Raw genomic sequence first — 25251 nt, forward strand, 5'->3', positions numbered from 1 at the left:
TAGCTATCCCGGCCAGTCGTCTCGAAGTACACCCTCTGGTTCCTACTGCGTGTTCGCGGCCGATGCGGTCCAGGTGTTGCATGCGTTCGGGTTGCGGCCGTTCCATCCGCGGAGGGCCCAGTAGTTGTGGATGGCCGGTGCGCCGTGGTCGTGCGCCGGGTCGATCGTGTTCGCGATCAGCCACCGCCACTGGACCAGCGACTGCCCCGTGACCGGGTAGCTGCGCCGGTTCGCGCCGATGAAGATGTCCGAGAAGCAGGACGCCTGTAGCTCCAGCCGCCTGCTGTCCTGGAGTTCCTGGGCGTACGTCGCCCGCTCGTAACGGATCCGGCTGTACGCCGCCAGCATGCCGGTCATGCTCTGCACATGGTGCCCGTACTCGTGGGCGAACTGGTGCAGCATCCACATCCGCGCCCACACCTTGCTGTAGGACTGCGAGTACTTGTTGTAGTTCCCGACGTCCTGGGTGAGGTTCATGTAGATCGTGTCGTTGGTGCCGCAGTAGAACGGCGGACCGGTGTCACTGTGCGAACCGCACGGTGACTCGACCGTGCCGCTGAACGTCAGCACCGACGGCGACCGGTTCTTGCTGCCGGCCTTGGCGATCAGCGGCGACCACGCCTTGTTGAGGCAGCCGAGCAGGTTCTTGTAGTTGGCCCGCGCGCCGGCTGCCGTGCTCTGGCGTGACTTGGACTCCTTGCAGTTCACCGACTTCATCGCGCCGGCCTTGTACAGCTTGTTGCGCGCGACCAGGTCGGAGTCGGTGGGGCCGGGGTTCGTCTTCGGCGTACTGGTGGTCGTCTGCCTGGACGTGGTCGGCCGTGGCGCCTGCGTGGTCGGCCGGACGGTCGGCCTCGTCGTCGGCTGGATGGTGGTGCTCGGCTGGCCGGACGGCTCGGTCGAGGGCTCAGGTGTCGGGCTGTACGACGACGTGGTGGTCGGCTCGGCGTACGACGGGTCGCCGTTGTGCTTCAGTACGTGCGAGGCGATCTGCAGCCCGACCACTCCGACGATCACGACGCCGAGGATCACGAACAGCGCGATCAGTCCGCCGCGACTCTTCTTCGGCGGTCGCGGCCCACCAGGAGGAGCGCCCCAGCCGAACTGCGGCTGACCGGGCCCGAAACCCTGCCCGTGAAACGGCTGCCCAGGCGGCCCCTGGTACGGCGGTCCCTGCGGCGGACCCTGGTACGGCGGTCCTTGAGGCGGACCCTGGTACGGCGGCGGTCCCTGAGGTGGTCCTTGCCACGGCGCAGGCGGTTGCTGCGGTGGGTACTGCTGTCCGGGCGGTGGACCCCATTGGTTGCCTGACACAGTCGAGACGCTACCGGAGCCCAGGCTCAACTTACCCGGGCGGGTGAGACGGCCCAGGTGTTGCAGCTGGCCGGGTTACGGCTGGCGAAACCCGCCCGGCTCCAGGCGCCGTGGTTGGTCGTGCTGCCGTGGTCGCGCGGGTACGGCGGACGGTCGCCGCTGTTGTTCACGTCGTACAGCCACATCTGGTACGCGTACCCGTTGATCCCGTAGCTGCCGCGGTTCGAGCCCAGGAACACATTGCCCAGACAGGACGCCTGCAGTTCGAGCCGCCTGCTCAGTTGCAGCTGTCCTGCGGTGTCCGCGTCGTACCGCAGCTCCGTGTACGCCTGGCCGAGACCCGTCATCCACTGGACCCCGTGCGCGTACTCGTGCGCCATCGTGAAGCTGGTGATCATCCGGCCGAACGTCGGGTTCTGCTTGTAGAACGCGATCAGCGAGGGCGTCTCCAGATAAACAGTGTGAGTCGTCGGGCAGTAGAACGAACGACCAGGTCCACTGCCGCACGGCGTGTTCACCGTGCCGCCCCAAACGACCAGACCGGGTGAACGGAACCGGCTACCGGCTGCTGCGACCTGTCGTGGCCACGCCCGGTCGAGGCAGGCCTTGATCGACTTGGCGTACGCCAGCGCCTGCGCGCCGTTGCCCGGACCGGTCTTCGCCTGCTTGCAGTTCACCGTCCGCATCGCACCGGTCTTGTAGAGCCGATGCGTCGCGTTGTACGTCGCCGGGTTGACGGCCACCGGCTTCTTCGGCGCAGTGGTGGTCGTGGGTGCTCTGGTCGGCCGCGGCGCAGTCGTCTTCGCAGGGACAGTCGGCTCAGTAGTGGCAGACGTAGTGGTCGCCGGCGCGGCAACGGTCGGCTCGGCGCCATTGCCCTGCGTGAGCTTGACGACCAGGAACACGCCCCCGGCCGCGACCACCGCTACAAGTGCGACAACCAGCAGCGCTACGCCGCCGGACTTCTTCCGTGGCGGCTGCGGCCGCTGGGGCGGGAGCGGACCCCACCCGTACTGCTGACCGGGCGGTGGCGGCGGGGCGTAGTACTGCCGGGGCGGGGGAGGAGCCTGATAGCCCTGCTGGGGCGGCGGGCCGAATTGCCCGGGTGGTGGTCCCCATTGGTTGCCTGACACCCCGCAGACGCTATCGTGCCCGGTGTCAACCTGACCCTCTTTCTACGGTGTGATTGGGCGATGCGTCTACGTCTCCTCGGGCTCTCCCTGTGTGCCCTCGGCCTGCTCGGCCTGTCCGCTGTCCCAGCGGCGGCCGCCGGCAGCTCCGGAACCAGCGCTGCCGCCGACCCGGTGGTGACCAACTACGACAGCCAGGTCCGGGTCGAACGTGACGGCCTGCTCCGGGTCGCGGAGACCTGGAAGCTCAGCAACGTGAACGGGACCTTCACCCGGTTCATCGTCACCCGGGACCACCTGCCCGACGACATCGACCACGTCCAGGAGATCGGCGACCTGCAGGTCAAGGCCGGCGGCCAGGACAAGAAGACCGAGGTGAAGACCGACGGCGACGTCACGTCGATCGCGGTCTCGGACATCAGCAGCGGTACGGCGGAGCTCGACTTCTCGTACACGGTCAAGGGCGCGGTGGCCAAGGTCCTGGACGGGACCGAGGTGCGGTTCGCGCCGCTGACCGGGATCAACCTCCCGATCCAGCAGGCGAACGTGGTCTACAGCGTCCCTGAGGTTTCGCACGTGTCCTGCTTCGCGGGACCGATCGACAGCAACATCCCGTGCACGCTGGCGCAGATCGGCGAGACGTCCGGACCGACCTTCCAGCAGGCCAACCTGCCGCCGGGCAACACGGTCCGGATGGCGGTCGGCTTCCCGACCGGCCAGATCGCGGCCAACTCGATCGTCGAGTACCGCCACACCTTCAAGCGCGCTTTCTCCACCGACGCGGCGCAGCTGATCACCGCACTGGCTGTGCTGCTGCTCGGTGCGATCGCGCTGTTCGCGCTGTACCGCCTGCGCGGCCGTGACCAGGTCGACCCGCGACGCGTCGTACCGGCGTCGCTGTTCAGCCTCGGCCAGGACACGCGGATCGACTTCACCCCGCCGTCCGACCTGCGGCCCGGCGAGGTGGGCACGCTGATCGACGAGCGGATCGACCCGGTCGACGTGACCGCGACGATCATCGACCTGGCCGTCCGCGGTCACCTGACGATCATCGAGCAGGAGCACAGCACGGAGTACTCGCGTCCGGACTGGGAGCTGCGCCGGGTCGCCAACGCCCCGTCGGAAGAGCTGCAGCGCTACGAGAACGTCCTGATCCGGGCGATCTTCGGCGACGCCGACTCGGTGCTCGTCTCCGAGCTCGGCCGTCAGGTCCGGGCGAACCTCGAGCAGGTCCAGGACGCCCTGTACGACGGTGTGGTCAAGCGCGGCTGGTTCAGCGAGCGCCCGGACCGGACTCGGTCGCTGTGGGCAACGATCGGCATCGCCACCACCGTGGTCGGTGTGATCGCGACCGTCCTGCTGGCACTGCTGTCGACCTGGGGTCTGCTGGGTATCGCCATCACGCTGGTCGGTGTCGGCCTGCTCATCGTCGGTCGCTACATGCCGGCCAAGGCTCCGGCCGCGGGCCGCGTCCTCGGTCAGGTCGCCGCGATCCGCGGTGAGCTGCTGGAGATGGACGTCAGCGAGCTGCCGACCGACCAGCACGCCGAGCTCTGCTCGCGCGCACTGCCGTACGCCGTTGTGCTGGGCGGCTCAGAGCGCTGGATCGACGCATTGGTCGCCACTGACTCCACGCCGGACGAAGAGGACGAGGGCTTCACCTGGTACCGCGGTCCGCGCGGCTGGCACCTGCAGTACCTGCCGGACTCGCTCCGCAACCTCACCACCAACCTGACGGGTGCGCTGTTCGCCCGCTAGACGCTGTTCCCACACAGAACAGAGCCCGCCACGCCGCCCCGGCGTGGCGGGCTCTGTCGTCCAAGGATTCCTACCAGTTGTGCTGCGGGGCCGGAGACGGCGGAAGCGGTACGCCGGCCGGGTGGATGACGTAGACCAGTCCACCCGAGTGCGGCACCCAGGCGTTCTCGAACGCGGTCCGGTCGTACGTCGTCCGCACCTGGTCGTTGCTGGCGATCAGATGTGACGCCGGGTCGTTGACGATCACGTTGCCGGCCTCGTCGAACCCGACGATCACCATCAGGTGCCCGTTGGTCCCGTAGCCCGCACCCGGCAGGTCGCCCTTCTTGAACGACAGCGAGGCGACCAGTGGGATCCCAGCCTTGATGAACTGCTCCGCCTCGGTCAATGACCGCAGCCGCGTGATGAACGCATCCACACCACGACTTCCGGCGTACGCCGTGTTGAACGGCCAGTTGCCCGCCCCGTCGTAGGAGTAGTCGAAGACCGAACGGGCCGAGTGATCCACCTGTGGATCTGTGTACGACGGGTCGACCCAGGCCGTCTCGTCCGCCGTCGGACCGGCGCCCCAGTAGTCGAGCACCATCGAGGTCGACGTCGCCGAGCACCAGGCCTCGCCGCCACCGTCCCACTGCGGGTACTGGCCGATGTGCGTCTCCTGCGAGTACGTCGGTACGTCGAGGACCATCCCCTCCGCACCACCAAGGGGGCTCACGGCAACTGTTTTGTCGGACGGCAGCCGGGAGGCCATCGCACCGACGGACCGGACCACCGGCGACTGCGTCGTACCACTCAGCCGGTACAGCGTGACCTTGAGCTGCCAGCGGTCCAGCCACTGACCGGACGCGGCCTGGAAGGTGTCGACGGCAACGGATCCGTTCGCGTCGCCCTGGCTGGGCACGGAGGTCCGGTGGATGTCGCCGGCCGCGGTGTCGTCGCCGCCGGACCAGCGGCCGAGCACGTACCACTTGGTGGCGGTGCCGAGGTTCGTCGTACCTGCCATCGAGACTTCGACCCAGGTCCCGGGCGGGGTGGTCGCGTCCCAGGACGCGACCAGTTCGGTCAGCCCGAAGCCGGTGCTGACGTGTGGCGAGATCCAGCTGGTCTGGTCGTAGCTCTTGGCGGTGCCGTCGCCGAACGGATCGACGTACGACGTGGTGCCGGTCGACGTACCGAAGGTGAGGGCGCCGTCGGCGACGGTGGTGCCGGCCTGCTCGCCGGCGAGGAAGTCGTCGGTCGACGTCCAGGTGCGGTAGGCGATCTCCCGAGCGGGCGCGACCTTGACGGCCTCGCTCGGCAGGACGCCGGCGCTGAGCACAACCGCGCCGACGACGAGGGCGGTGACAGAACGGGCGGTGGTCATAACTCGACGGTAGTCCCGGTGGCAGTCGCTGTCACTGTGAACGCGTGCCGCGGTAAAAACTTACGAGCGTTTGTCCCATTCGTCTTTGAGCAGGGCGAAGACGAGCTCGTCGGTCCACTCGCCCTTGAGGTACTCGTTCCGGACGAAATGCGCTTCCTGGCGCAGGCCGAGGCGCTTCAGCAGGTTCGCCGAGCCGTCGTTGCGGGCGTCCAGCCGGGCGATGATCCGGTGCATGCCGAGCTGCTCGAACCCGAGCCGCAGCAGCTCGACCGCTGCCTCGGTGGCGAACCCGCGGCCGGTGAACTCCGGGTGGAACACGTACCCGAGCTCGCCGGTCCGGTGCTCGACGCTGTTCATGAACAGCGTGACCTCACCGACGTGCTGACCGGTCTCCCGTTGGATGACAGCGAGGCTGAGCGCTTGTCCGTCACGGTCCATCGGGATATCGGCCAGCCGGCCGACGAGTGCTTCCTTGACCTGCTCCGGCGTGCGCGCGTCGTACAGCAGGTAACGGGCGACGTCCGGGTTCGACTGCAGTTTCAGCAGGTCGTCGTAGTCGGTGTCGACGTAGCGGCGCAGTGTCAGGCGGTCGGTCTCGATCGGCAGTGAAGAGCTCACCGATCGAGACTAAGTGACCGCCGCAACAGATTTAGCCGTTCGCCAGTGCCGTCAGTCGCGACATGTCGCCGTTGAACCGGTTCGAGTCGACCGGCGACGAGGTGTACTGCCAGATGGTGTGGAACGGCCAGCCGCCGGGCAGCGTCCCCGGCGAGGAGGCGTACTTCGCCACCCACAGCGGGTTGGTGGAGTTGAACGCGGTGCTGTTACCGGTGCAGGTGCTCCACCAGTCCAGGTTGGTGTAGATCGGCACATCCCGGCCGGTCCGCGCCTTGTAGGTGTTGGCGAAGTCGCGGATCCAGGCGACCATCGACGCCGCGCTCAGCCCATAACAGGTCGCGCCGTACGGGTTGTACTCGATGTCGAGTGCGCCCGGCAGCGTCTTGCCGTCCTTGGACCAACCGCCGCCGTGGGCCAGGAAGTAGGTGGCCTGGTTGGCGCCGCTGGAGTCGTTCGGGGTGGCGAAGTGGTACGAGCCGCGGATCATCCCGACGTTGTAGGACCCGTTGTACTGCTGGGCGAAGTACGGGTTTGTGTAGTAGTTGCCTTCGGTCGCCTTCACGTAGGCGAACTTCTTGCCGGCACTCCAGTACGACGCCCAGTTGACGTTGCCCTGGTGACTCGACACGTCGATGCCTTCGACGGTGGCGTCCGGCGCCATCACGGCCGGCGCTGCTTTGGTCGTGGTGTTCTGCGTCCAGCCCATGTACGCGTCGCCGGCCTTGTCGATGCCGTGCTGACGGGCCTGCGGGGTGGGTTGGTGGGAGGCGGTGCTGCTCGGTGTGCCTTCCGGGCTGACGGGGCTTGCTTGGGCGGGGCCGATCGAGGCCAGGAACAGGCCAAGAGTCACGGCGGCACCCGTGAAAAGGGCGGACTTCACGGTTTCCTCCAGAGCGATGAGGGGCGGACAGAGCGCTCGGACAACAGTCTTCCCCCAATCCGGCAAGAAGCAACCCCTAACTCGGTGAGTTCGGTGGTTATTTACTAGAGGTCACCTCCCGCTACCCTTGATCGGTGACACTTCGCTTGTACGACACCGCGACGGCAGCAGTGAGGGATTTCGAGCCGGTCCATCCGGGCCAGGTCGGGATCTACCACTGTGGGCTGACGGTGCAGGGTGCCCCGCACGTCGGGCACATCTACAAGGAAGTGGTCTTCGACGTACTGCGGCGCTGGCTCGAGCGCTCCGGCTACCAGGTCACCGTGATCGCGAACGTGACCGACATCGAGGACAAGATCCTGGCCAAGTCGGCCGAACGCGGCATCCCGTGGTGGGCGCACGCCTACGAGTTCGAGCGCGAGCTGCACTGGGCCTACGACGTGCTCGGCTGCCGCCCGCCGACGTACGAACCGCGGGCCACCGGGCACATCCCGGAGATGCTCGAGATGATCGAGCAGCTGATCGACCGCGGCTATGCGTACGTCGCCCCGGACGGGTCCGGCGACGTCTACTTCGACGTCCGGTCCTGGCCGGAGTACGGCGCCTTGTCGCACCAGCGGATCGACGACATGGAAGCCGCCGAGGACGCGGACCCGCGCGGCAAGCGGGACCCGCGCGACTTCGCGCTCTGGAAGGGCTGGACCGACGCCACGCCGCGGACCGCCTCCTGGCCGGCGCCGTGGGGTCGCGGCCGCCCGGGCTGGCACATCGAGTGCTCGGCGATGGCGGGCAAGTACCTCGGCGAGGAGTTCGACATCCACGGCGGCGGGCTCGACCTGCGCTTCCCGCACCACGAGAACGAGTTGGCCCAGTCGACCGCGGTCGGGCAGAAGTTCGCCCGGTTCTGGATGCACAACGCGCTCGTCACCACGGCCGGCGAGAAGATGTCGAAGTCGATGGGCAACAGCGCCGTCGTGCGCAACGTGGTCGCGCGGGTCCGCCCGATCGAGCTGCGCTATTACCTGGTCCAGTCGCACTACCGGTCGGTGGTGGAGTTCTCCTTCGAGGCACTCGACGAGGCCGCGAAGAGCTTCCAGCGGATCGACGGGTTCGTCACCCGGGCCGTCGAGGTGACCGGTGGCGTCGAGCCGTCGGACGAGTTGCCGGCGGACTTCGTCGCCGCGATGGACGATGACTTGGGTACGCCGGCCGCGGTCGCCGTACTGCACAACACCGTGCGCGACGGGAACAAGCTGGTCGCCGACGGGGACTCGGCCGCGCTGCGGGACGCGCTCTCTTCGGTGCGCGGCATGCTCGCAGTACTCGGGCTGGATCCGCTGGCCGAGCCGTGGGCCTCGCGGGCCGCGGGTGGCGACGAGCTGACTGAGGTCGTCGACGGGCTGGTGAAGGCGCTGCTGGAGCAGCGGCAGGCCGCACGTGCTCGCAAGGACTATGCCGCGGCGGACGCTGTCCGCGACCGGCTGAAGGCGCTCGGCGTCGTCGTCGAGGACACTCCGCAGGGGCCGCGTTGGTCGCTCGCGGAGTCCACTACAACTGAGGGAAACTGACGTGCCAGGCAGTAGCCAGCGTAAGGGCGCCATCCGGAAGAAGCCGAAGGGGAATCCGACGGCCGGCTCCGGTGGCCGGGTTCGCCGCGGTCTCGAGGGCCGCGGCCCGACGCCGAAGGCGGAGGACCGGGTCAAGCACCCCGCGCACAAGCGGGCCAAGGCGGCCGAACGCTCCAAGGAACGCGAGCGCAGCCGGCGTCCGGTCCGCAAGGACGCCGAGGCGTCGGTCGAGTGGGTGTACGGGCGGAACCCGGTGGTCGAGGCGCTCCGGGCCGGCGTACCGGCCGCGGCCCTACATGTTGCCGAAGGCACCGAACGGGACGCCCGGCTGCGTGAGGCGCTGCTGCTCGCGGTCGAGACCGGTGTCTCCGTGCTCGAGGTGCCGCGGACGGAGCTCGACCGGGTCACCGCGGGCGGTTCGCACCAGGGCGTCGCGTTGCAGATCCCGCCGTACGAGTACGCACACCCGGACGACCTGCTGACCCGCGCGTACGCGGCGAACGAGGTGCCGTTGATCGTCGCGCTCGATGGTGTGACGGACCCACGCAACCTGGGCGCGATCACCCGGTCCGCTGCCGCGTTCGGTGCGCACGGTGTCGTCGTACCGGAACGTCGTACGGCGTCCATGTCGGCGTCGGCGTGGAAGACCTCGGCCGGTGCCGCGGCCCGCATCCCGGTCGCTCGCGCGGGCAACCTCAACCGCGCACTCAAGTCCTACAAGGACGCCGGCCTGATGGTGATCGGCCTGGACATGAACGGCGCCATCGACCTGCCCGCCTTCGACGCCGCCACCGAGCCGCTCGTGCTCGTCATCGGCTCCGAAGGCAAAGGCCTGGCCCGCCTGGTCCGCGAAAACTGCGACCTGATCGTCTCCATCCCGATGACGTCCGCCACCGAATCCCTCAACGCCGGCATAGCCGCCGGCATCACCCTCTACGAAATAGCCCGCCACCGCGCGAACTGAACAACAGAACAGCGCCCCGGACCACGACGGTCCGGGGCGCTGTTTGGTGTCTGGGTCAGTAGACGCTGACGCCGTAGCGGGAGAGGGCTTCGGTGACGGGCTGGAAGTAGGTGGTGCCGCCGGAGGAGCAGTTGCCGGAGCCGCCGGAGGTGAGTCCGAGGGCTACCGAGCCGGCGAACAGTGCGCCACCGGAGTCGCCACCCTCGGCGCAGACGTTGGTCTTGATCAGGCCGGTGACGGTGCCCTCGGCGTAGTTCACCGTGGCGTTCACTGCCTGGACCGTGCCGCTGTGCACACCGGTGGTGCTACCGCTGCGCTTGACCGCCTGGCCGACGCTGGCGTTGCCGGCCGACGTAATGTCCTGCGAGGTGCCGTTGTACAGATCCACCGTGCCGGCGTGGTTCGTGTACGACGCGCTGTACTTCACGATCGCGTAGTCGTTACCCGGGAAGCTCGACCCGTAGGTCGTACCGAGCAGCGTGGTCTTGCTGGAGTTCGAGTACCAGCTCGACGCGATGTTGCCGCAGTGACCCGCGGTCAGGAAGTAGTACGTGCTGCCGCTGCGCACGTTGAAGCCGAGCGAGCAGCGGTACTGCCCGCCGTAGATGGCGTCGCCACCGGCGATGAACTTGGTCAGCTTGCCGGACATCTTCTGCAGCGTGACCCGGTCACCGAACTGCTTGGTGACACCGGTCAGCTGGGCCAGCTTCGCGCCGGTGACCGTGCTGTCGTACGACACGATGATCCGGCCGCTCGGGTCGGTCTCCCACGCCGTACCCGGGATCGTCGCGTCCTTGCTCAGGGTCGACGTGATCGCGGTGGCGGACAGGGTGGTGGGATTGATGGGCGCGGCCGAGGCCTGCGTTGCCAGAAGTCCGGCAGCTGCAAGCCCGGCCGCGGCCAGGAGAGCGGTGGTACGGCGGAAATGGGACATGTTCACGGTTTCAGCCTCCTCACGATGAGGACGCCTTCGGGGCGGGGCGTCCTTGACTTCAACCGTGTCCAGTCCTACCCCGTATCTCCCTGAGTATTCAAGAGGTTCCGGAGAGTAGGGGAAACCTCCGCTTAGTAGATCGAGACGCCGTACACGTTGAGGGCTTCCACGACCGGCTGGAAGTAGGTCACCCCACCCGAGGTGCAATCACCGGAGCCACCGGAGGTGAGGCCGAAGGCCCACTGCCGGTAGAACAGCGGCCCGCCGGAGTCGCCCGGCTCGGCGCACACGCTGGTGCGGATCAGGCCGGCCACGCGTCCGTCGCCGTAGTTCACGGTCGCGTTCAGTCCGGTCACCCGGCCGCTGTGCAGGCCGCTGGTCGCACCGGAGCGGTACACCAGCTGGTTGAGCCCCGGGTTCATCGCCGTGGTGATGTCCTGCGAGTGCCCGTTGTACAGGTACACGCTGCCGCCCGGCGGCTTCATCTTGATGTCGGTGCGGTAGACGACCAGCGAGTAGTCGTTCCACGGGTAGCTGGCGTTGACCACCGCGCCGGTGTAGACGGCGTGGTTTTGGTCCTGGTACCAGCGGGCCGCGGCGACACCACAGTGACCGGCAGTGAGGAAGTAGTACTTACCGCGCCGCTGCACGTTGAAGCCGACGGAGCACTTGTACTCGCCGCCGAACGTCGCCATGCCGCCGCTGATGTACTTCTGCAGCTTGCCGGGCAGCTTCTCCAGCGTGATGTTCGAGGCGAGCTGCTTGGTCAGACCGGTCAGCTTGGTCAGTTTGGTGCCGGTGACGGTGGAGTCGTACGACACCACGACGGTGCCGTCCGGCTTGGTCATCCACGCCGTACCAGGGGTGTAGATCTGGTCGTTCAGCGTCTCGGTGATCGCTTTGGCGGAAAGTCGTGGCGGCTTGACCGGGTCCGCCTTGGCCGGTACGGCGGCGGCCAGGGCGAGCGCGGCAGCCGCCACCACGGCCGCGGTTCGTCGCAGAGTTTTCATGGTCATCAGCCTTCCGGGGCGTACGGCTCTGATGCGCGAGATGGCAGCAAGAGGACGGGTTCCCAACCTTAGAGGTCCAGCCGGTCAGTCCAGCCGGTCAGTCCAGCCGGAGGGAGTGCAGGACGAACGACGCGAGTTCGCGGTACGCCTCGGCGTCGTTCAGACCGGTCCGGCGGGCGATGTCGCCGCGCTGGATCGCCTGCATCGTGTGCGCGATCATCTCGGCCGCGAACGCGATGTCCACCTGGCGGAACATCTTGTTGTTGATGCCGTCCTCGATCAACGTCCGGACCCGCTCGGCCGCGATCCGTGTGTTCCGCTCGTACACAGACCTGGCAGGCGCGAACGTGGCTACGTCGTCCAGGAAGGTCCGGCTGGCCGGCCGGAGCGCGTCCGCGACGGCGTTCAGGTACGCCGCGATTCGCCGGTCGTGCCGGGTCTGCCGGGCGACCGCGGACTCCACCTGGGCGGTGGCATTCTTGAAGTAGTGCTTGACCACCTCGACGGCGAGCTGTTCCTTGCTCGGCGCCAGCGCGTACAGGGTCGTCTTGCTGCAGCGCAGCTCGGCGGCCAGGTCGTCCAGGGTGAATCGGCTGAACCCCTGCTCGAGGAACAGGATCAGGAGCCGGTCGAGCAGCTCGGACTGCCGGCGGGTCCGCCGCCCCGGAACGACTGTTGTCATATCGAGACAGCATAGAACGATACTGGATTATGTGCGTCAGTATCATTCCTAGTATCATTCTGGTAGTTGTTGAGAGGGGGTTCCCTGATGGCTGTCGACCGACTCCTGCCCACTGATGAATCCATCGACCTGCTCGCCCTGGTCCGTGACCTGTGCGAGCACGAGCTCGCTCCGCACGCCGCGCAGGCGGAGGAGAGCGAGACCTTCCCGAGGGACACGTTCCGGACCCTCGGCAAGGCCGGCCTGCTCGGCCTGCCCTACCCGGAGCAGTACGGCGGCGCAGAGCAGCCGTACGAGGTCTACCTGCAGATGCTCGAAGAGATCGCGGCCGCCTGGATGTCCGTCGGTGTCGGAATCTCCGTGCACACGATGACCAGCTACGGCCTGGCGACCTTCGGGACCGACGAGCAGAAGGACCGGCTGCTGCCGGACATGGTCGGCGGCGAACTGCTCGGCGCGTACGCGCTGTCCGAGCCGCAGGCCGGTTCCGACATCAGCTCGCTGACGACCAGGGCCGTCCGGGACGGCGACTCGTACGTGCTGAACGGTACGAAGGCGTGGATCAGCCACGGCTCGCACGCCGACTTCTACACGACCTTCGCCCGGACCTCGGACGACCCGAAGCACGGCATCTCCGCGTTCCACGTGCCTGGCACGGTCGAGGGGCTGAGCTTCGGTGCGCCGGAGCGGAAGATGGGCCTGACCGGGTCGACCACGACGCTGGTCAACTACGACAACGTCCGGATCCCGGCCGCGAACCTGATCGGCGCCGAGGGCGACGGCATGCGGATCGCATTGTCCGCGCTCGACTCCGGCCGGCTCGGGATCGCGGCCTGCGCAATCGGTCTGGCCCAGGCCGCGCTCGACGTCGCCACGTCGTACGCGAAGGAGCGTCAGCAGTTCGGGCAGGCGATCGCGGACTTCCAGGGGATCCGGTTCCTGCTGGCCGACATGGCGGCGGCGGTCGAGTCCGGGCGGGCGACGTACCTGCATGCGGCGCGGCGGCGTGACCTCGGGCGGACGTTCACCCGGGAGGCGGCGATCGCGAAGCTGGTCTGCACGGACGCGGCGATGAAGGTCACCACGGACGCGGTCCAGGTGCTCGGTGGGTACGGTTACACCCGGGAGTTCCCGGCCGAGCGGTACATGCGCGAGGCCAAGGTGACCCAGATCTTCGAAGGTACGAACCAGATCCAGCGGCTCGTGATCAGCCGTGACTTGCTCAGGAGCGTGTAGATGAAGTTCAGCCCGTCCGATGTCGCGCTGGTCACCGGCGGTGGTTCCGGGCTCGGAGAGGCGACGGTACGGCGGTTGGCCGCGGACGGACTCGGCGTCGTGATCGTCGACCTGCCGTCGTCCGCGGGCAAGGCGGTCGCGGACGAGCTGGGCGACCGGGTCGTGTTCGCGCCGGCCGACGTCACCGACGAGGCCGCGGTCACGGCCGCCCTCGACGCGGCCGCTTCGTTGGGCTCGCTGCGGGTGGTCGTGAACTGTGCCGGCATCGCGACCCCCGGCCGGGTCGTCGGCCGGAAGGGTCCGTTGCCGCTGGCAACGTTCCGGCAGGTGATCGAGGTGAACCTGATCGGAACCTTCAACGTGCTCCGGCTGGCGGCCGAGCGGATGATCGCTTCCGAGCCGACCGAGGACGGCGATCGTGGCGTGGTGGTGATGACCGCGTCGATCGCGGCCTACGACGGTCAGATCGGTCAGGCGGCGTACGCCTCCAGCAAGGGCGGGATCGTCGCCCTCACCCTCACCGCCGCAAGAGACCTTGCAGACAAGGGCATCCGGGTCGTCACGATCGCACCGGGCACCATGGAAACCCCCATGCTCGCCGGCCTCCCCGAAGAAACCCGCACCGTCCTAGAACAGCAGGTCCCCCACCCCTCCCGCCTAGGCAAACCCTCCGAGTACGCCGCCCTGGTCCGCCACATCCTCGACAACCAACTCCTCAACGGCGAGGTAATCCGCCTAGACGGCGCCCTCCGCATGCCACCCCGTTGATCCCCATCCCGGCGTACCTACTCCGCGCAGCCTCCCCATTCGCCCAACTCTGGTGGCGAATCCGCAAACCCACCACCTTCGGCGTGAAGGCCCTCGTGCGCCTCCCGGACGACCGCTTCCTCGTCGTCCGCCACTCGTACGCCGACACCCGCCGCTGGTCCCTCCCGGGCGGCGGCTACAAACCGTCCCGGGAAACGCCGGCGGAGGCAGCCGCTCGCGAGATCCACGAAGAACTCGACATCGCCTTGCCGGCCGAGGCATTCACCGTGCTGGACACAACTGTCACCACGCTGGAAGGCAAACACGACACCCTGACGATCCTCGCCGCCACCACCTCCGTCGCCGCCCTGCGGCTGTCACCGGAGATCGCCGAGGCGCGCTGGATCAGCAGCCTCGACGACCTGGGTGATGCTCCGGTCTCTCGGTGGTTGGTCAGGGCGTTGGACTGATTACCACTCGGCGAAGGAGCCGTCCTCGTGGCGGAGGATGGGGGAGCGCCAGCGGTGGGGGTTGGCGGCTGCGGCGCGGACTGCGGGTTCGTTGACTTCGATTCCTAGGCCGGGGCCTGTTGGGCGCTCGACGTGGCCGTTGGTGAAGGCGAAGACGTTGGGGTCTACCAGGTAGTCGAGTAGTTCGTTGCCGCCGCCGTACTCGATGCCGAGGCTCTGCTCTTGGATCAGGAAGTTCGGGATGGCGAAGTCGATCTGCAGGCTCGCGGCCAGGGTGATCGGGCCGAGCGGGCAGTGCGGTGCGACGGCCACGTCGTACGCCTCGGCCATCGCGGCGATCCGGCGTACTTCGGAGATGCCGCCGGCGTGCGAGATGTCCGGCTGGGCGACCGCGATCCCCGTCGTCAGAACATCCCGGAAGTCCCAGCGGGAGAACAGTCGTTCGCCGGTCGCGATCGGAATGCTGGTCGACTCGGTGATCTGCCGCAGGTCACGCGAGTACTCCGGAGTGACAGGCTCCTCGACGAACAACGGCAGCAACGGTTCGAGCAACGGGAGCAGTTGCCGAGTGCCCGCCGTACTAAGCCGGCCGTGGAAGTCGAGCGCAATGTCGACGTCGTCGCCGAGCGCGGTCCGCAGTGCCTCGACGCGAGACGCCATCCTGCGCAGATCAGCCGCACCCGGGATCGGCGGGAGCGCCTCGGAGACGTTGATCTTCACCGCGGTGAACCCGCAGGCGACCTTCGCCTGCGCGTCATCGACGAGCGCTGCGTTGTCGACGCCGTGCGCCCAGGTGTACATCCGGACCCGATCCCGCACCGGCCCACCGAGCAACTCATGCACCGGTACGCCGTGGTGACGGCCCTTGATGTCCCACAAGGCCTGGTCGATCCCGGCCAGCGCACTCGAGAGCACCGCTCCGCCGCGGTAGAACCCACCCTTGGCCATCACCTGCCAGTGCTCCTCGATCCGCAACGGATCGGCCCCGACAAGCTGTTCCATCAACGCCGCCACCGCACCCTGGACCGCCTCGGCCCGCCCCTCGACGATCGGCTCACCCCACCCGCTGATCCCCTCATCGGTATCGATCCGCAAGAACTGCCACCGCGGCGCCACCAGGAACGTCTCGTACCCCACGATTTTCACGTTTCAACCCTAGTCAACTTCCCCTGTGGACAACCGACTGACGGTGTCGGAACAGCTGTAACTTCTCTGCCGATCAACGGAAAGGCGGTGTCAGACAAATATGTACTACTCTGAATCCATGGCTGAGGTACCGATTCGTACGCTGAATCAGGAAACGGCCCGGGTGCTGGCTCGGGTGAAGCAGGGCGAGGAGATCGAGATCACCGAGCGCGGTGTTGTCATCGCGCGCCTCGTTCCGGTCAAGCCGTCGCCAACGGCGCGGCTGCTCGCCACCGGGAGTTTCCGGCCCGCTCGGCTGACCAGACCTTTCTCGCGTCCGAAGGGCGAGATCAGGACCGATCACGAGGCGGGCGAGCTCCTTGAGCAGATGCGCGACGAGGAGCGCTACTGATGATCTACCTGGACACCGCAGCGCTGGTGAAGCTTGTCCGCCGGGAGACGGAGTCGGACGAACTCGTCGGCTGGCTCAACGAGCAGGTCGATCGGATCTTCGTCTCGTCGGCGCTGGTCGAAGTCGAGTTACCCCGTGCTCTCCGGCGCTCTGAGCCGGCGCGGCTCACCGAGGTTCCGTCCGTGCTTGCGCAGATCTCCGTCTATGACGTCGACGAGACGGTCCGCGCGACTGCCGCCGGTTATCAGGATCCGCGGATCCGTTCTCTCGACGCGATTCACCTTGCGACGGCGGACGCCATTCTCGGCGATGACGTGACGTCGTTCGTCACGTATGACCGGCGTCTGCTGGCATCGGCCAAGGCGATCGGGCTGCCCGTCGTCAGCCCCGGGATGTCCTGAGGTCAGTGAGTGGGTGGGGTGATGGCGGGGCTGGGTCGAAGGGACAGTCGAGTTGGCGAACGTCGTACACGGCGCCGGCCCGGAGAGGTACTGCGTCCACGTCGCCGGCACCTGCACCTGCACCGTCTTGTAGGACTCCCACCGCCACCCGGCATCGGGCGGTCCTGGCAGGCTGACCTGCGGGTCGGTGCGCAGCTCCGAGGTCAGGGAGTGCGTTGCGACGATCGCAGTGGCGACCACTGCGGCGGCGACGACAACGGCGCCGATGGTGCGGCTGGTACGGCGGCGTCGCAGGCGAGCGTGGACACCAGCCAACAGACCGTCGTCCGAGGGCGCGTCCGCGGCGTGCTTCAACAGACCGTCGGCGATAAGTCGCTCGAAACTGTCCATCAGGCACCTCCCACCTAGTTCACGCTGGCGGGGGGCCGGATGTTGCAGGGGTTAGTCGGGTTCCGGGAGGGTTGGGGTTGGGAGGGCGAGTTTTTCGTCGGGTTTGGAGCTGAGGACGTTCTTCACGTAGGAGCGGGCGGCTTCCATCGTGTCGATCTCGTGACCGGCCTGTTCGGACAGGAACCAGCGGTGTTCGAGGACTTCGTGGAAGACCTCGGCGGGCTCGAGTTTGCGCTTGAGGTCGCGCGGTACCGAGCGGACGACGGGCTCGAAGACCTCGGTCAGCCACTGGTGGGCGACGATCTCCTCGTCCTCGTTCTGCTGGTTGGTGGCGGCGGCGTACGAGTCCAGGTCGTTGAGCAGCCGGCGGGCCTGATTCTCCTCGACATCGAGGCCGGTCAGCCGGAGCAGCCGGCGGGAGTGGTGGCCGGCGTCGACGACCTTCGGCTGGATCCGGACCTGGCTGCCGTCCCAGTCGGTGATGATGTCGATCTCGGCGACGTCGAACCCGAGCTCGTTCAGTCGCCGGATCCGCGAGTCCAGCCGGTGCATCTCGTCGTTCGAGAACTCTTCCGGTGCGGTCAGCTCCTTCCAGAGCGCCTCGTACCGCGCGGTGATCGACTCGATGGTCTCCAGCGGATCGATGTCGGCGTCGAGCAGACCGCCTTCCTGCAGGTCGGACAGTTCGCCGAACAGGTTGATCTCCGCGGTGTAGAGGTCGTGCGCGCGCTGCCCGTCGGAGATTTCCTGGTGCAGTTCGCCGGTCTCGGCGTCCACCAGGTACGCCGCGAACGCACCGGCATCCCGTCGGAACAAGGTGTTCGACAGCGAGCAGTCGCCCCAGAAGAAGCCGAGCAGGTGCAGCCGGACGATCAGCGCGACCAGTGCGTCGATCAGCCGGTTGACCGTGTCGGGGCGCAGCGTGCTGGAGAACAGCGCACGGTACGGCAGGGAGAACTGCAGGTGCCGGGTGATCAGGATCGAGTCGATCGGCTCGCCGTTGCGGTCCACGCGGTCGGTGATCACGCCGACCGGTTCGACCGACGGCGCCTCCAGGCGTTCGAGGTCGCGGAGCAGGCGGTACTCGTGCATCGCCAGGTGCTCGAGGACCTCCTTGATCGCGTACACGGTGCCGTTGACCCGGACGAAGCGGACCACGTGCCGCGAGATACCGCGCGGCAGCGCGACCAGTTGGTCCTCGGGCCAGTCCTCCAGCGGGACGTCCCACGGGAGCGACAGCAGGCCGGTGTCCGGGCGGGTGGCGACGAAACGGGGCACGGCGACCAGTCTGTCAGGAATCCTGAGGGTTCAGCGAGGCATCGCCACCCCCGCGCCCGGCGGGGCGAGCCGAAGAGGTACGTAAGTCGTTGCAAGAATTTGCGCGATTAGGCGTAGAGTTTGCGTCATGACACGACGACTTGCAGAGGTGGCCAAGAAGGTCGGCGTCAGCGAAGCCACCGTCAGCCGCGTCCTGAACGGGAAGCCCGGAGTGTCCGAGGCGACCCGCGAGGCCGTGCTCACCGCGCTCGATGTGCTCGGGTACGAGCGTCCCACGCAGCTGCGTGGAGATCGCGCCCGGCTCGTCGGTCTGGTGCTGCCGGAGTTGCAGAACCCGATCTTCCCCGCGTTCGCCGAGGTCGTCGGCGGGGCGCTCGCGCAGCAAGGTTTCACCTCCTTGCTCTGCACCCGGACGGTCGGCGGAGTCTCCGAGGCCGACTACGTGGATCTGCTTCTCCAGCAGCAGGTTTCCGGGGTCGTGTTCGCCGGCGGGTTCTACGCCCAGGCGGACGCGCCGCACGCGCATTACGAGCTGATCCAGGAGCGGAAGCTGCCGACCGTGCTGGTCAACGCGGCGGTCGACCACCTCGGGTTCCCGCAGGTCTCGTCGGACGACTACGTCGCCGCGGAGATGGCGATCGGGCACCTGCGAGCCCTCGGTCACCGGCGGATCGGGATGGTGCTCGGCCCACGGGACCACATCCCTTCGCGGCGGAAACTCGACGCGTTCATGGCCGCGGAAGAGGCGGATCCGGAGCTGGTCGAGCACACGATGTTCTCGCTCGAGGGCGGGCATGCGGCCGCGACCCGGCTGGTGAGCTCCGGCGTCACCGGCATCGTCTGCGCCAGCGACATTCTGGCCCTCGGCGCGATCCGTGCCGTCCGGCGAGCCGGCCTGCGCGTCCCCGACGACGTGTCGGTGATCGGGTACGACGACTCCGCGATGATGAACTGCACCGATCCGCCACTGACCACTGTCCGTCAGCCGATCGACGCGATGGGCCGCGCCGCCGTCGACATGCTCGTCGCCCTGATCGAGCGGGCCTCCGTCCCCGCCGACGAGCTGCTGTTCGAACCCGAGCTCGTCGTCCGCGCCTCGACCGCCCGGGCTCGCATTTAGTGTCCCGGCTGCGATGCAGCTCGGCGCTATCGGCGCCCAGGCACGCACCTCGCGGCACTTGCCCAGCGCCCACGATGCTCCGCATCGAGGCCACTGATCAAGCACCCCGATGCACGCAAGTGAACACCGCTATCGCTCGACCTGCATCGCAGACGGGACACTAGCCCCCCGCAGTACCGGCAGCCGCTGACCGATCCGGTCCGCGGCTGCTGTCGTCTGCCCTGCGGCAGGGTTAAGTCACGTTTTTGCAATCTCAGATCGAAGTATTGCACTCATGCGTCCAGTTCCCTACGGTATCCACACGATCCGAGGGAGAGGGTGGACATGACGACAACGCGCCGCGGGCTCAGCCTGCTGCTAGTTGCGGGACTCGGGCTGGTGGCCGCGTCCTGTGGGTCGGGGGACGCGAACAAGCCGGCCGCGAACGCCGACGGGCCGGTCACGATCACGGTCGGCTGCGAGCCGCCGAAGAGCAACCCGAAGGAGCGCGAGGCCTGGGAGGCGGATGTCGCGACGTTCCACACAGCGCACCCGAACATCACCGTCCAGGGCAAGGACGCGTTCCCCTGCATCAACCCCGACACGTTCCAGGCGAAGCTGGCCGGCGGGACGCAGGAGGACCTCTTCTACGTCTACTACACCGACGTACAGAAGATCATCCAGAAGAAGCAGGCCGCCGACATCAGCCAGTACGTCGGCAGCGTGAAGGAGGTCAACGACCTGCGCAAGGACGTGATGAGCACGTTCAAGGACGGCGACAAGACCTACGGCCTGCCGCGGAACAACTACAACATGGGCCTGGTCTACAACCGCAAGCTCTTCACCCAGGCCGGTCTCGACCCGGCCAACCCGCCGAAGACGTGGACCGAGGTCCAGGACGCGGCGAAGAAGATCGCGGCGCTCGGTCCGGGGTACGTCGGCTTCGGTGAGTACTCGGCCGGGAACACCGGCGGGTGGCACTTCGCCGCCGAGCTGTACGCCCGCGGTGGGTCGATGGTGAGCGACGACGGCAAGACCGCGGCGTTCAACAGCGACGAGGGCAAGGCGGTCCTGGAGAACCTGAAGAAGATGCGTTGGGACGACAACTCCATGGGCAGCAAGCAGCTGCTCCAGTGGGCGGACCTGATGCGGATGATGGGCGGCGGCAAGCTCGGCATGATGATCGGGGCGCCGGATGTGGTGCAGTCGGTCAACAACGACTTCAAGGGCAAGTTCGAGGACTACGGCGTCACCGCCGTACCGGAATCGGACGGGAAGTCGTCGCTGAGCGGTGGCGACGGGTACATGTTCAACCCGAAGGCGTCGCCGGAGAAGATCAAGGCCGGCCTGCTGTGGCTCGAGTTCCACGAGCTCACGCCGGGCAAGGGTCAGTTCGACTACGCGCGGGCGAAGTCGCAGGGCCGTCCGGTCGGTCTGCCGATCCCGGACCTGTACGGGACCAGTGCCCCGGGCACCCAGATCACTGCCCTGCGCAAGCAGTACGCAACGGTCCCGGTGGACAACTTCACGCCGTACGTCGATGCCCAGGGCAACATCACCAACAAGCTGGAGCCGCCGAAGGCGCAGGAGCTGTACGCCGTGCTGGACGTGGCGATGTCCGCCGTCCTTACCCGTAAGGATGCCGACATCAACAAGCTGCTGAGCGACGCGGAGAGCAAGGCCAACAAGATCCTGGCGAAGAACACGTAATGTCGGTGACCGAGGAGCGGATCCGTCGTCCCCACGTGGTGGGGGCGACGGAGTCGCAACCCCCAGATGACCATGGCGCACTGCGGCGAGCAGTGGGCCGGAACCTGACGGCGTACGGGTTTCTCTGTGGAGCCTTGATCTGTTTCGCGTTGTTCTCCTGGTATCCGATGATCCGGGAAGTGGTGCTGAGCTTCCAGCAGAACAACTTCGTGGATCCGGGCGTGTGGGTCGGGTTCGACAACTTCAAGTCGGTGATCGCGGATCCGGCGTTCCGGTCCGCGTGGCTGAACACGGCGGTGTTCAGCGGCATGGCGTTGGTGATCGGGTACGCCGTACCTTTCGTGCTGGCCGTGGTTCTGAACGAGTTGAAGCACGCCAAGGCGTACCTGCGATTCGTTGTCTATCTGCCGGTGATGCTCCCGCCGGCGGTCGCCGTACTGCTGTTCAAATGGTTCTACGACCCCGGAAACGGGCTCTTCAACCAGGCGCTCGGCGTCGTCAATATTCCGCCGCTGGGCTGGCTGGACTCTACTAACACAGCGCTGATCAGCCTGGTGATCGTGTCAACCTGGATGAACCTCGGCACCGGCACCCTGATCTATCTCGCTGCCCTGCAAAGCATTCCGGGCGACCTCTACGAGTCGGCGGAGCTCGACGGAGCCGGCCTGTTCAAGCGGGTCCGGCACGTGACGATCCCGCAGACCAGGCTGATCCTGCTGGTGATGCTGCTCCTGCAGATCGTCGCGACCATGCAGGTCTTCATCGAGCCGTACCTGCTGACTGGTGGCGGCCCGGAGAACGCGACCGTCACGGTCGCCTACCTGATGTACCAGTACGCGTTCAACTTCGGCGACTTCGGCGGCGGCTCCGCACTCGGACTGATGCTGATGGTCGTGCTGCTGGTCTTCTCCACGATCTACCTGCGGGTGTCGCGTGAGGAGGATGCCCGATGAGGACCTTGGTATCGCCGCTCGCGCTCCGCAGCCCGCGCGGCCGGGTGATCTACTGGACGATCCTGATCGTCACGGTGGTCGGGTTCACCGGCGCGTTCGTGTTCCCGCTGTACTGGATGGTGACCGGCGCGCTCAAGTCCCCGGACGAGCTCGCGCAGATCCCGCCGAGCTTCTTCCCGAAGCATTTCGACTTCAAGGTGTACGCCGAGGCCTGGGACCAGCTCCAGCTCGGGGTCTTCCTGAAGAACACCGTGTTGTACGCCGGTGGCGCGTGGCTGTTCACGCTCGCGGTCGATGTCAGTGCGGCGTACGCGTTGTCGAAGCTGCGACCGATGTTCGGCAAGCTGGTGCTGGGCGCGATGCTGGCGACCTTGATGATCCCGCCGATGGTGCTGCTGCTGCCGACGTACCTGGTCGCGAAGGACCTGCCGATCTTTCACGCGGATCTGCTGAACACACCGTGGGCGATTTGGTTGCCGGCGGCAGCGAACGGGTTCTTCGTGTTCCTGCTCAAGCGGTTCTTCGACTCGATCCCGCGGGAGCTGCTCGAGGCGGCGGAGATCGACGGGGCTTCGCCGGCCAGGATTCTCTGGTCGATCGTGCTGCCGGTGTCGCGGCCGATCATCGGCGTGGTGTCGATCCTGTCGGTGGTGACGGTGTGGAAGGACTTCGTCTGGCCGCTGCTGGTGCTGCCGGAGACGGACAAGATGTCGATCAGCGTCGGCATCGCCTCGCTGTCCGCCCAGATGCCCCAGAACGTGCTGATCGCGTCGCTCGTGATCGCCAGCCTGCCCACCATCCTCGTGTTCTTCATCTTCCAACGGAGCATCATGGCAGGCCTGACGGCCGGAAGCCTCAAAGGATAAGGAGATTCGATGGCCGACGAATGGTGGCGCGGAGCAGCGATCTACCAGGTCTACTTGCGGAGCTTTGCCGATGGCAACGGTGACGGGATCGGGGATCTGGCTGGGTTGCGCGCCAAGTTGCCATACTTGGCCGAGCTCGGTGTGGATGCGATCTGGCTGAACCCGTGGTACCCATCGCCGATGGCCGACGGTGGGTACGACGTCGCCGACTACCGCGCGATCGACCCGGCGTTCGGCACCCTGGCCGAGGCTGAGGCGTACATCGCGGAAGCACATGCGCTGAACATCCGCACGATCATCGACATCGTCCCGAACCACGGCTCGGACCAGCAGGACTGGTTCGTCCAGGCCCTGCGGGCCGGCCCGGGATCGGTCGAGCGCGAGCGGTTCCTGTTCCGGGCCGGCGTCAACGATGGTCCTCCCAACGAATGGCAGTCGATCTTCAACGGCCCGGCCTGGACCAAGGTCGAGGACGGCGAGTGGTACCTGCACCTGTTCGCGCCCGAGCAGCCCGACTTCAACTGGCGCAACCCCGAGGTCGTCGAGGAGTTCCACGACATCCTCCGGTTCTGGCTGGACCGTGGCGTCGACGGGATCCGGATCGACAGTGCCGCCGTACTGTTCAAGGACCTGGACAGCGTCGAGGAGTCGTACACCGACCACGACGAGGTGCACGAGGTTTACCGGGGCTGGCGGCAGATCACCGACGAGTACGAGGGCCGGTTCCTGGTCGGGGAGATGTGGATGCCGGACCAGGAGCGATTCGCGCTGTACTTGCGCCCGGACGAGATGCAGACCGCGTTCAACTTCGACTTCCTGTCTCGCCCGTGGGAGGCTGACGAGCTGCGTGCGTCCATCGACCTGACGTTGTCCACCCACGTCCCGATCGGCGCGCCGCCGACCTGGGTGCTGTCGAACCACGACGTGACCCGGCCGGTGACGAAGTACGGCCGAGCGGACACGTCGTTCTCGCACCAGGACCGCAAGCACGGCATGCACACGGACCTCGTCCTCGGTGAACGTCGAGCCCGAGCCGCTGCGCTGCTCGCGATGGCGCTGCCCGGCGGCCTGTACGTGTACCAGGGCGAGGAACTCGGTCTCCCCGAGGTCGAGGACCTCCCGGACGCCTTGCTCCAGGACCCGATCTTCACCCGCTCCGGCGGCACCGACCGCGGCCGAGATGGTTGCCGAGTGCCCCTACCGTGGTCCGGCAAGGAGCCCCCGTTCGGCTTCGGCGCAGGTACGTCGTGGCTTCCGCAACCGGCCGACTGGAAGAACCTCACCGTCGAGTCCCAGCACGACGACCAGAACTCGATGCTGACCCTCTACCGGACGGGCCTGAGGCTCCGTCGCGCCCACCTCGGCGACGGAACGCTGACCTGGCAGGACTCCCAGCCCGGCGTCCTCGCGTTCGCCCGCGAGAGCCTGACCTGCATCACCAACCTGACCGCCGATCCCATCGCCCTCCCAGCACACGACGAGCTGCTGCTGACCAGTACTCCGTTGGACGACGGGAAGCTACCTTCGGACACGACTGCCTGGTTGCGCTGACCAGGCAACGATCGAGGCAACGAACAACAAGCAGAATCCGGTAAGCAACGGCCACGCAAGTGGCTTCCCGGAGTTGAGCTCGTCGCGAGCACGGAACGCGGCGAGCAGTATCGAGCCGACCATGATCAGTTCGACCTCGAGCATCCGCCGGAGCGTCGACCAGCGGGCGTCACACCACGCCCAGGCACCGGCGCCGCCCAGGCACGACACGGCCGCGAGGGTCCGGCACGACAGCGGAGTGAGAGTCCACGGCCACAGGTCCAGGAACGTCGAGGGTGAGCCGAACATGGCGGCTCCCTGGGCCAGCGCGAGTACGCCGACGAGTCCGGCTACCCCACGTATGGCGGGTGGCAGCAGGTCGTCGTCCCGTCTCACAGGGTCGGCGTACCTGCGGTTTGCCAGCCAGGCGGAGAAGACGAGGACGGGCGCGGCGAAGTACAGAGCCGACCAGATCCAGAACGCCGGGTTGTGATGGCTGAACTTGTTCCAGTGCAGCACCGTCGTCACGCCGGCAGCGTCGCGAACAACGCGACCGACAACATGCCTGGGGCAAGGACATGCCACCGTCGCTCGAACACCGCACGAACGAAGAAGTAGGCGCCACCGAGGTACGCCGACGCGAGGACCATCGCGGTCATCGTCGGGTGGAGCGGCCAGGCCCACAGCCGTGCTGTGTGCTCAGGTAGCAGGTACAGGATCGCGAAGCCCGCGACCAGGAACGGCACGATGCAGAGTGACAGAACCCGGGTGTATAGCAGCACGCGGTCGTCAGCCGTCGTCTTCATCAGCGCC

General features: G+C 67.1%; 25 protein-coding genes. 13 read left to right on the forward strand and 12 right to left on the reverse strand.

The genetic code is table 11. The features are described from left to right. Positions 1–42: 42 nt before the first annotated feature. Both EV650_RS28535 and EV650_RS28540 read right to left on the reverse strand, forming a co-directional pair. A complete protein-coding gene (locus EV650_RS28535) occupies positions 43–1314 on the reverse strand; it encodes a neutral zinc metallopeptidase (RefSeq protein ID WP_238174501.1) in 1272 nt (423 codons plus the stop codon). 26 nt (positions 1315–1340) lie between these two features. Beyond that, the gene (locus tag EV650_RS28540) at positions 1341–2447 is read right to left on the reverse strand and encodes a neutral zinc metallopeptidase (protein WP_134122049.1); all 1107 of its coding nucleotides are present in this window, start codon (positions 2445–2447) and stop codon (positions 1341–1343) included. 60 nt (positions 2448–2507) lie between these two features. Here EV650_RS28540 and EV650_RS28545 point away from each other — a divergent pair, with 60 nt between their 5' ends. Next, complete coding sequence (locus tag EV650_RS28545) at positions 2508–4202, forward strand: DUF2207 domain-containing protein (RefSeq protein ID WP_134122050.1); 1695 nt, start codon at positions 2508–2510, stop codon at positions 4200–4202. 70 nt (positions 4203–4272) lie between these two features. Here the strand turns inward: EV650_RS28545 and EV650_RS28550 are convergent, their stop codons facing one another. The 3 genes from EV650_RS28550 to EV650_RS28560 are packed head-to-tail and all read right to left on the reverse strand — an operon-like array spanning position 4273 to position 7063. After that, positions 4273–5565 (reverse strand): C39 family peptidase, encoded by a 1293-nt coding sequence (locus tag EV650_RS28550; RefSeq protein ID WP_134122051.1) that lies wholly within the window; start codon positions 5563–5565, stop codon positions 4273–4275. 60 nt (positions 5566–5625) lie between these two features. Continuing rightward, positions 5626–6183, reverse strand: coding sequence for a GNAT family N-acetyltransferase (locus EV650_RS28555; RefSeq protein ID WP_134122052.1), 558 nt, complete (start codon positions 6181–6183; stop codon positions 5626–5628). Between the two features lie 31 nt (positions 6184–6214). Next, a complete protein-coding gene (locus tag EV650_RS28560) occupies positions 6215–7063 on the reverse strand; it encodes a lysozyme (RefSeq protein WP_238174502.1) in 849 nt (282 codons plus the stop codon). Between the two features lie 134 nt (positions 7064–7197). Between EV650_RS28560 and cysS the strand changes: the two genes are divergently transcribed. Further along, entirely contained in the window at positions 7198–8631 is a 1434-nt protein-coding gene (gene cysS, locus EV650_RS28565; protein ID WP_134122053.1) for a cysteine--tRNA ligase, read from the forward strand. Between the two features lies 1 nt (position 8632). Then, complete coding sequence (rlmB, locus tag EV650_RS28570; protein ID WP_134122054.1) at positions 8633–9595, forward strand: 23S rRNA (guanosine(2251)-2'-O)-methyltransferase RlmB; 963 nt, start codon at positions 8633–8635, stop codon at positions 9593–9595. Positions 9596–9650: 55 nt separating this feature from the next. Here the strand turns inward: rlmB and EV650_RS28575 are convergent, their stop codons facing one another. The 3 genes from EV650_RS28575 to EV650_RS28585 form a co-directional block, all read right to left on the reverse strand. Beyond that, positions 9651–10529 (reverse strand): S1 family peptidase, encoded by an 879-nt coding sequence (locus EV650_RS28575; protein WP_134122738.1) that lies wholly within the window; start codon positions 10527–10529, stop codon positions 9651–9653. Between the two features lie 131 nt (positions 10530–10660). After that, entirely contained in the window at positions 10661–11539 is an 879-nt protein-coding gene (locus tag EV650_RS28580) for a S1 family peptidase (protein WP_238174503.1), read from the reverse strand. A 97-nt stretch (positions 11540–11636) separates the two neighbouring features. Next, complete coding sequence (locus EV650_RS28585) at positions 11637–12221, reverse strand: TetR/AcrR family transcriptional regulator (RefSeq protein WP_134122056.1); 585 nt, start codon at positions 12219–12221, stop codon at positions 11637–11639. Positions 12222–12308: 87 nt separating this feature from the next. On the opposite strand from EV650_RS28585, the gene EV650_RS28590 reads away from it, so the two are divergent. From EV650_RS28590 to EV650_RS28600, 3 genes are read left to right on the forward strand one after another with little or no spacing between them, the layout of a single operon-like run. Beyond that, entirely contained in the window at positions 12309–13457 is a 1149-nt protein-coding gene (locus EV650_RS28590; RefSeq protein ID WP_134122057.1) for an acyl-CoA dehydrogenase family protein, read from the forward strand. Next, positions 13458–14225, forward strand: a complete 768-nt coding sequence (locus EV650_RS28595; protein WP_134122058.1) for an SDR family NAD(P)-dependent oxidoreductase — start codon at positions 13458–13460, stop codon at positions 14223–14225. Beyond that, complete coding sequence (locus tag EV650_RS28600) at positions 14222–14674, forward strand: NUDIX domain-containing protein (RefSeq protein WP_202874962.1); 453 nt, start codon at positions 14222–14224, stop codon at positions 14672–14674. Before EV650_RS28595 ends, EV650_RS28600 begins: the two co-directional genes overlap by 4 nt. Here EV650_RS28600 and dgoD read toward each other — a convergent pair whose 3' ends face one another. Further along, positions 14675–15820 (reverse strand): galactonate dehydratase, encoded by a 1146-nt coding sequence (gene dgoD, locus EV650_RS28605; RefSeq protein ID WP_134122059.1) that lies wholly within the window; start codon positions 15818–15820, stop codon positions 14675–14677. Between the two features lie 118 nt (positions 15821–15938). On the opposite strand from dgoD, the gene EV650_RS28610 reads away from it, so the two are divergent. Next, positions 15939–16211 (forward strand): type II toxin-antitoxin system Phd/YefM family antitoxin, encoded by a 273-nt coding sequence (locus EV650_RS28610; protein ID WP_166678304.1) that lies wholly within the window; start codon positions 15939–15941, stop codon positions 16209–16211. Continuing rightward, a complete protein-coding gene (locus EV650_RS28615; RefSeq protein ID WP_134122061.1) occupies positions 16211–16612 on the forward strand; it encodes a type II toxin-antitoxin system VapC family toxin in 402 nt (133 codons plus the stop codon). Before EV650_RS28610 ends, EV650_RS28615 begins: the two co-directional genes overlap by 1 nt. Before the next feature lie 441 nt (positions 16613–17053). Here the strand turns inward: EV650_RS28615 and EV650_RS28620 are convergent, their stop codons facing one another. Then, entirely contained in the window at positions 17054–18301 is a 1248-nt protein-coding gene (locus EV650_RS28620; RefSeq protein WP_238174592.1) for a DUF4032 domain-containing protein, read from the reverse strand. A gap of 106 nt (positions 18302–18407) precedes the next feature. On the opposite strand from EV650_RS28620, the gene EV650_RS28625 reads away from it, so the two are divergent. The 5 genes from EV650_RS28625 to EV650_RS28645 all read left to right on the forward strand — a co-directional run bounded on the left by EV650_RS28625 (position 18408) and on the right by EV650_RS28645 (position 24459). Continuing rightward, a complete protein-coding gene (locus EV650_RS28625) occupies positions 18408–19400 on the forward strand; it encodes a LacI family DNA-binding transcriptional regulator (RefSeq protein ID WP_134122063.1) in 993 nt (330 codons plus the stop codon). 324 nt (positions 19401–19724) lie between these two features. After that, positions 19725–21089: an ABC transporter substrate-binding protein gene (locus EV650_RS28630; protein WP_134122064.1), complete on the forward strand. Its 1365-nt coding sequence runs from the start codon at positions 19725–19727 to the stop codon at positions 21087–21089. Continuing rightward, positions 21089–22042, forward strand: a complete 954-nt coding sequence (locus tag EV650_RS28635) for a carbohydrate ABC transporter permease (protein WP_134122065.1) — start codon at positions 21089–21091, stop codon at positions 22040–22042. The genes EV650_RS28630 and EV650_RS28635 overlap by 1 nt, the downstream gene beginning before the upstream one ends. Further along, positions 22039–22908 carry a carbohydrate ABC transporter permease gene (locus tag EV650_RS28640; RefSeq protein ID WP_134122066.1) on the forward strand — a complete coding sequence of 290 codons (870 nt, stop codon included), beginning with the start codon at positions 22039–22041 and terminating at the stop codon, positions 22906–22908. Before EV650_RS28635 ends, EV650_RS28640 begins: the two co-directional genes overlap by 4 nt. Positions 22909–22917: 9 nt before the next feature. Further along, positions 22918–24459: a glycoside hydrolase family 13 protein gene (locus EV650_RS28645; protein ID WP_134122067.1), complete on the forward strand. Its 1542-nt coding sequence runs from the start codon at positions 22918–22920 to the stop codon at positions 24457–24459. Here EV650_RS28645 and EV650_RS28650 read toward each other — a convergent pair. Both EV650_RS28650 and EV650_RS28655 read right to left on the reverse strand, forming a co-directional pair. Then, complete coding sequence (locus tag EV650_RS28650) at positions 24427–24966, reverse strand: hypothetical protein (RefSeq protein ID WP_134122068.1); 540 nt, start codon at positions 24964–24966, stop codon at positions 24427–24429. The two genes, EV650_RS28645 and EV650_RS28650, sit on opposite strands and share 33 nt — an antisense overlap. Then, complete coding sequence (locus tag EV650_RS28655) at positions 24963–25244, reverse strand: hypothetical protein (protein ID WP_134122069.1); 282 nt, start codon at positions 25242–25244, stop codon at positions 24963–24965. The genes EV650_RS28650 and EV650_RS28655 overlap by 4 nt, the downstream gene beginning before the upstream one ends. Positions 25245–25251 lie beyond the last annotated feature (7 nt).

Origin of the sequence: Kribbella kalugense (assembly GCF_004365875.1) — a bacterium.
Classification (GTDB): domain Bacteria; phylum Actinomycetota; class Actinomycetes; order Propionibacteriales; family Kribbellaceae; genus Kribbella; species Kribbella kalugense.